Annotated in this window: 8 protein-coding genes and 1 pseudogene; all 9 read left to right on the top strand. The window is 61.8% G+C overall.

The genetic code is table 11. From position 1 onward, the window contains the following. The first annotated feature begins 179 nt into the window (after positions 1-179). The 9 genes and pseudogenes from P8L30_03025 (at position 180) to P8L30_02985 (ending at position 5,961) form a co-directional block, all read left to right on the top strand. Positions 180-650 carry a hypothetical protein gene (locus P8L30_03025; GenBank protein MDG2239148.1) on the top strand — a complete coding sequence of 157 codons (471 nt, stop codon included), beginning with the start codon at positions 180-182 and terminating at the stop codon, positions 648-650. A 63-nt stretch (positions 651-713) separates the two neighbouring features. Continuing rightward, positions 714-1,013: pseudogene (locus P8L30_03020) on the top strand (ArsC family (seleno)protein). A 16-nt stretch (positions 1,014-1,029) separates the two neighbouring features. Beyond that, on the top strand, positions 1,030-1,644 hold the full coding sequence (locus P8L30_03015; protein ID MDG2239147.1) for a VOC family protein: 615 nt from the start codon (positions 1,030-1,032) through the stop codon (positions 1,642-1,644). 76 nt (positions 1,645-1,720) lie between these two features. Beyond that, positions 1,721-2,335 carry a hypothetical protein gene (locus P8L30_03010; protein MDG2239146.1) on the top strand — a complete coding sequence of 205 codons (615 nt, stop codon included), beginning with the start codon at positions 1,721-1,723 and terminating at the stop codon, positions 2,333-2,335. A 133-nt stretch (positions 2,336-2,468) separates the two neighbouring features. Then, entirely contained in the window at positions 2,469-2,675 is a 207-nt protein-coding gene (locus P8L30_03005) for a cold-shock protein (protein MDG2239145.1), read from the top strand. Between the two features lie 318 nt (positions 2,676-2,993). Then, positions 2,994-3,590 (top strand): DinB family protein, encoded by a 597-nt coding sequence (locus P8L30_03000; protein MDG2239144.1) that lies wholly within the window; start codon positions 2,994-2,996, stop codon positions 3,588-3,590. A gap of 17 nt (positions 3,591-3,607) precedes the next feature. After that, positions 3,608-4,576, top strand: coding sequence for a homocysteine S-methyltransferase (gene mmuM / locus P8L30_02995; protein ID MDG2239143.1), 969 nt, complete (start codon positions 3,608-3,610; stop codon positions 4,574-4,576). A 62-nt stretch (positions 4,577-4,638) separates the two neighbouring features. Then, positions 4,639-5,607, top strand: a complete 969-nt coding sequence (locus P8L30_02990; GenBank protein MDG2239142.1) for a VOC family protein — start codon at positions 4,639-4,641, stop codon at positions 5,605-5,607. Positions 5,608-5,619: 12 nt separating this feature from the next. Then, positions 5,620-5,961: a hypothetical protein gene (locus tag P8L30_02985; GenBank protein MDG2239141.1), complete on the top strand. Its 342-nt coding sequence runs from the start codon at positions 5,620-5,622 to the stop codon at positions 5,959-5,961. Positions 5,962-6,084 lie beyond the last annotated feature (123 nt).

Here is a 6,084-nt window from a genome sequence, read left to right as displayed (position 1 = left end):
GGGGCCGGTCCTGGAGAACCGCGATATCCGGACGTTGGTGGCGCGCTGACGATTCAGAACGCCTGACCCGCTTGCCGACCGGGGCTCGGCACCGCATGGTGGTCTACCTGTGAATCACAGGACCGTTGGCGAACCCGAGCGCGGGTCGGGCCCCGCGGTCCCAAAGTTGGAGCATCACTATGCGGACACGGATTTTAGGTGCGGGTTGCACAGCACTTCTGACACTGGCCCTCACTGTGTCGAGCGCTTCTGCGCAGACGGCGGAGACGCGTTACGGCCAGTGGAAAATGCAGTCCAGTGCTCCGCCGCCGTCGAGCAACATCATGACGTACGAGCCTTACATGGACGGCGGCATGAAAATCACGGTCGCTTCCGTCAACGGAGATGGCCGCGCGAACGAATGGGGGTACGCCACCACGTTTGACGGTGAATTCCGTCCGGTGGTCGGCCAGGAGGGGAGAGACACCGCAGTCGAGTTTATCGACGAACGTGCGACCCGAATCACCAATCGGGCCAACGGCCGGGTGACTCAGGTCATCATCAACACACTCTCAGAAGACGGCAATACGATCAGCAACGAATACGTCCGCCTGGATGAAGACGGGAAGATCGTTTCGGTGGGTCACGCCATCTACGAACGGATTCGGTAAAAACCCGTGACGATCTCTCTCGAGTGGCGGTACCACCGCCCTGGCTGAACAAGCTGTAAACGCACTCAAGAGTTTCTTGAGACGAATGCAGTGGCTGACGGCGAAGTCCAAAGCGCGGGTAAGGCTCCGGTAGAAGGAAAGGCCGCGCTCGGCGTTTTGGGCGGTGTTACCGATCTCTACGTCGCCAAAGGCAAGAACGTGCTCCACGTGGACCTCGCAGCGGAGCGTCCGCCGGATGACGATCTGTTGGCACTGCTACTCGGCCGCTCTGGCAAGCTGCGCGCACCCACGCTCAGGTCTGGAGCCAGACTTCTGGTCGGATACAACCAGGACATGCTCGCCTCGGTCTTGATGGGCGGATGATTTGACCTCGAATCCGATGGATCATCTGGTCTTCGTCGCCCGCGACCTCGACGAAGGAATCGCCCATATCGAGGGGCTTTTGGGCGTGAAGATGCAGCCCGGTGGTTCTCACCAGGGCAGAGGGACGCGCAACGTGCTGCTGGCGCTATCTGAAGACACCTTTTTGGAGGTGCTCGGGGTCGACCCGGCTCAGCCGGAGCCCTTTGAGCCGCGGTGGCTGGGGGTCGATGCGGTGACCGAGCCGACGCTGGTCACCTGGGCAGCCAAGAGCAGTGATCTGCCGGCCGTGGTGGCTGCGGGACGTGCGGCGGGTGTCGATCTCGGCGAGCCGAGCACGGCGAGTCGCCAGAAGCCGGACGGCACCACGATCGCTTGGGGCTTCTCAGACCCCCGTGCTGAGCGAAACGGCGGCCTGATTCCGTTCTTCCTGGACTGGGGAGACACACCGCACCCAGGGGCGAGCTTGCCGCAGGAGTGTTCGTTTGTGGACATCACGGCCGAGTGTCCGAATCCGGAAGAGCTCCGCGCGCGGGTCGAAGCACTCGGCCTAGATATGGTCGTTCGCTTCGGAAAGGTACCTCGGCTCGCGGCTCGAATCCGGACACCGCACGGAGTGGTTGAGCTGCGTTAGAGATGTACCAGAGCCGGGCAACTGCCTTCCTAATGATGTAGGTCCAACACTAGAAAGCACTCTAGTCGGGAGTCCCATGCACACCGTTCGAACGATCGCCGCCGTGGTCCTGCTTGCCGGCGGGTGCGCTGTCGGCCTGTCGGCTCAACAAGTCGGTCAGTACCAAGGTTTCTCGATTGGGGGGACGCGTTCTCATCAGGTGTGGAAGCCCAAGGTCGACACGTCCAGCCGGTCCGGATTCCTTGCCAACTACTTTACGGACGTGCCGTCCCCACTCGGTCCATTCCGGATTCGTGTCGGCGCCGGGTATGCGCAGCGAGGCGGGTGGGTCGAAGGTGACTTTGATGGTGAGCCTCTCACGGGCCAAACCCGCAGCGAGTGGTTGGCGATGCATCTCGAACTGAAACTCGTTGCGTCGCTTGGTTCATTTCATGCCTTTGCCGCGGCCGGCCCTGCCTACAGCCTGCACCTGCGAACCCGACAGGACGCGATCCTAGGGCAAGTATTGTTCGAAGAACAACCGAAATCTTTCAGCGTGACCGGGAGTGGCGGAGTCGGATTCACACTCGCCTCAGGCCGCGTGGCAGAGCTGGAAGCCCGATGGGTCGAAGGACTGACCACCGTGCGGTCTGGGTCTTTCGTGAAGGTCCGCGACCAGTCTCTGGAGCTTATGCTGCGCATTGGGCGTTGAAGGTGCCGTCTTGACCGAGCAGGCCTGCTTCGCGAGCGTTTCAGCGAGCTCAAAAATTACTTGAGCGCAGATAGTGATCGCGGAGTGCGGACAAGCCGAATTACTTCGCAGATCGCTTTACCAAGGAGCACGTATGCGTACGACCGGAACCGTCAAGTGGTTCAACGATCAGAAAGGCTTTGGCTTCATCACGCCGGCGGACGGCAGCAAGGACTGCTTCGTCCACCACAGCGCGATCCAGGCCGAGGGCTTCAAGACTCTCGCAGAGGGCGCGACCGTTGAGTTCGACATCGTCGACGGAGCCAAGGGCCCTGCCGCTGAGAACGTGGTAGCGAGCTAGAAAGGTTCAGCACGAATTGGGCGGGCCGTTCCTAAAGTCGGGGACGGCCCGTTTTTTTGTTGCTTCTGTCGTCCCGGGAGGACGGCGGCACCACCCTGCACCTCGTGGAGACCGGGTTCCGGACCGAGCTCCACCATACGCAGAACACAGGTGGGTGGGACGAGGAGTTGGCTGAGCTGGTCGTTTTGGTCTCTCGGCATCCTTGACCGGACGATTCTGACGGGGCTCCCCTGCGACTTCACCCTGAGGGCGTTTCAGCACTATCAGAAGTCCGGTCTGGGCATGTAGCTTGTCGGCCCCTTCCGCCACAGGACATCCATGAAGACTAGAAGGAAGACGCGCACCTGGGCCGTGGCGGCGTTGGTGGCTGCGTCGGGCTGCGCGGGCGAGGCGGCGAACGCAGAGACCGAGGCAGCTGTGACCGCAGAGCTTTCCGGCACCTCCTTGGAGTTCCAGAACCTGCGGCGGACTCTCGAGATCGCCCACGGCAAGTTCAACCAGCTTGCCGAAGCCATGCCGGAGGGCAGCTACGCCTGGCAACCCATGGATGGGGTTCGCTCTGTAGGTGACGTCTACCAGCACATCGCGGCGGACAACTATTTCGTGCCGTCACTCATGGGCATGACCGCCCCTGAAGGCACTGGAATTACCGATGACGTCATGACATTCCGTGCATTCCAGGAAATCGACATGACCAAGACCGAGATCGTGGGCCATGTGAACGCGTCGTTTGAGTTCATGTTGGCGTCCATGGATGCCACGTCCGAGGAACTCGACCGCGCGGTGGTGCTCGGGTCGTCCGACACGACCGTGGGCGACGTGTGGATTCGTGCTATCACGCACCTGCACGAGCACCTGGGGCAGAGCATCGCGTATGCTCGTTCGCATGAGGTTGTGCCGCCCTGGAGCATGTAGCGCGTTAGCGCTAGGGAATGCTTGAGCCGATGGCCGCCGCGCAGAACCCGTTGGCTCCTTTCCTCCAGGCCCAGGGTGCGATTGTGTTGGACGGTGGCCTTGCGACGACGCTCGAAGAAATGGGCAGTCAGCTCGACCCGAAGTTGTGGTCTGCGGGCCTTTTGCGAGACGACCCGGACGCGGTGAAGGCCGTTCATCGTGCCTTCCTGGAGGCAGGGGCGGATTGCATCGAGACGGTGGGGTATCAGGCGAGCTTCCTTGGCTACGCAGATCTCGGAATTGCCGAGCCTGACGCGACCGACCTCTTCGATCTCTCGGTGCAGCTCGCGGTGGAGGCTCGAGATGCGTTCTGGAGCGGTCTAAGGGGCCCTAACGACCGAATCCGTCCAATCGTAGCCGCGAGTGTCGGCCCGTTTGGAGCGTATCTGGCGGACGGCTCTGAATACCACGGGCGTTATGGGGTGGGACGGGCGGAGCTCGACGAGTTTCATCGTCGTCGCTTCCAACTGTTGGCGACCTCTGCCGCTGAGTTGATCGCCTGCGAGACCGTGCCGTCTCGCCTCGAGGCAGAGGTGCTTCTCGATCTGATCTCAGACACCCCCGATGTATGGGCCTGGCTCAGCTTTTCCTGCTGTGACGGGGAGCACATCAGCGATGGGACTCCCGTGGCCGAGGTCGCCGCTCTGTGTGAAGATGTGGACCGGGTCGCTGCCATTGGCGTGAACTGCACGGCCCCTGAGCATGTAGCCGACCTCATCGATGCGATTCGGCCCGCGACGGCCCTCCCCATCTTGGCCTATCCCAATTCGGGTGAAGGCTACGATGCGAAGAGAAAGACATGGGTAGACGGACGATCCCAAGCTGATGTCGCCACGAGTGCGGCGGGCTGGATCGACCGAGGTGCGGAAGGTGTGGGAGGGTGCTGTCGAATCGGTCCGGATGCCATTCGTCTGCTTCGGGATCGCGTCGTGGTTTCCTCCGGTTAGCCAGGGGCGTAGGCTTCACCCCTACCCATTCCCTGGAGAATTCAGTGCGAAGGTCCGTCTGCATGACCCTGATCACCGCCGCGGCGGTCAGCGTAACCCTCACTTCGTGTGCCGACTCGGTGCCGGAGACGGAGGCAGTCGCCACAGAACCGATGGCGAAAGCCGTTCCCGATGTTCAGGCGATGAACGCTTTCTACTACTACGACAACGTGGATGCTGCCTGGACGTTCTATAGGGACGTGCTGGGCTTCGAGACCGTGGCCGACTACGGCTTCGCCAAGATCATGCGAGTCGCGCCGGCGTCGTATTTGACGCTGGTCGATCAGGCAGAGGGTATGCACTCGTCGGATGAGCCGAAGAGCGTCACGCTGGCTGTAGTCACGGAGCAGGTCGAGGGGTGGTACGAGTATCTCACAAGCGCGGGTGTCATGATGCGCGGCGAGATGAAGGAGTACGAGGCGGGTCGCCCGCATGACGGGTTCGTAGCGATCGACCCTGAGGGATACCTCCTCGAATTCGAGCGCTTCAACCCGCACCCGGAGAACGTCACGCTGATGCCCATGCTCGCGCAGATCGAGCCGCTGGGGCCAGCGGGTGGCGACCGGCCCTCAGAACTGACGGTCCAGGCTACGGTTCTGTGGTTGTACTACCGGGATATCCCCGCCATGGAGTCGTTCTACGAAGAGCTTCTCGGTGTGGACCTGTTAGTCGACCAGGGCTGGGCCAAGGTGTACGAGGCTTCGCGGACGGGGTTTGTCGGGCTTGTGGATGGCGAGCGGGGACTCCACAACGCCACGGAAGAGAAGGCGGTCACCGTTTCTTTTATCACGTCCGATGTTGCCGCTTGGTTAGAGAGAGCGAAGAAGCAGGAGCTCTCGCTGAGGACGCCGGATCTCACTGATGAGAGTGGCCGCGTGTCGGTCTTCGTCGGGTATGACCCTGAGGGCTATTTCTTGGAGTGGGACACCTTCCTGGACGTGGAGGGCAACGAGACGTTGTTGCCCCTCTTGGCCACGGAAGCCGGGAGATAGGGCGGGGGCGCCATGAATGGCCTGACTCAAGACCAAGTAGCGGAGCTCTGTGAGGAGCTGGGCCGGCAATCCAAAAAGCTCACGAAATCGATGAAGGTCACCGGCGAAGCGTTGAAGCCGGTCGTGCTGGATCAGAGTGCTGTTGGCCGCCTAAGTCGTATCGACTCGCTGCAGAACCAGGGGCTCACGAAGAATCTTCGTGAGCGAGAGGTAGTGAAGCTCGCCTTGTTGAGAGAGGCGCTGGAACGCCTCGAAGCAGGCACCTATGGCGTCTGCACCGGGTGCGGGGGGGCGATTCCGTTCGAGCGCCTCTTCGTGTTCCCAGAGACACCTGAGTGTGCGTCCTGTGGTTAGACGAAGGAGACGGACCTCCGGTTCAGAGCGACTATCGCACCTCTTCTCCCTTGCCGGGTCCGAAGCCCCGGCCCTAGTCTGCCTTCCCCGGGGACACGCCTGTTCCCGGACGCCTGACCGTAT

The organism is Longimicrobiales bacterium, from assembly GCA_029245345.1.
Taxonomy (GTDB): domain Bacteria; phylum Gemmatimonadota; class Gemmatimonadetes; order Longimicrobiales; family Gaopeijiaceae; genus CALFPJ01.
The sequence above is the reverse complement of the archived record's forward strand: the minus strand, read 5'-3'. Positions and strand labels throughout refer to the sequence as shown.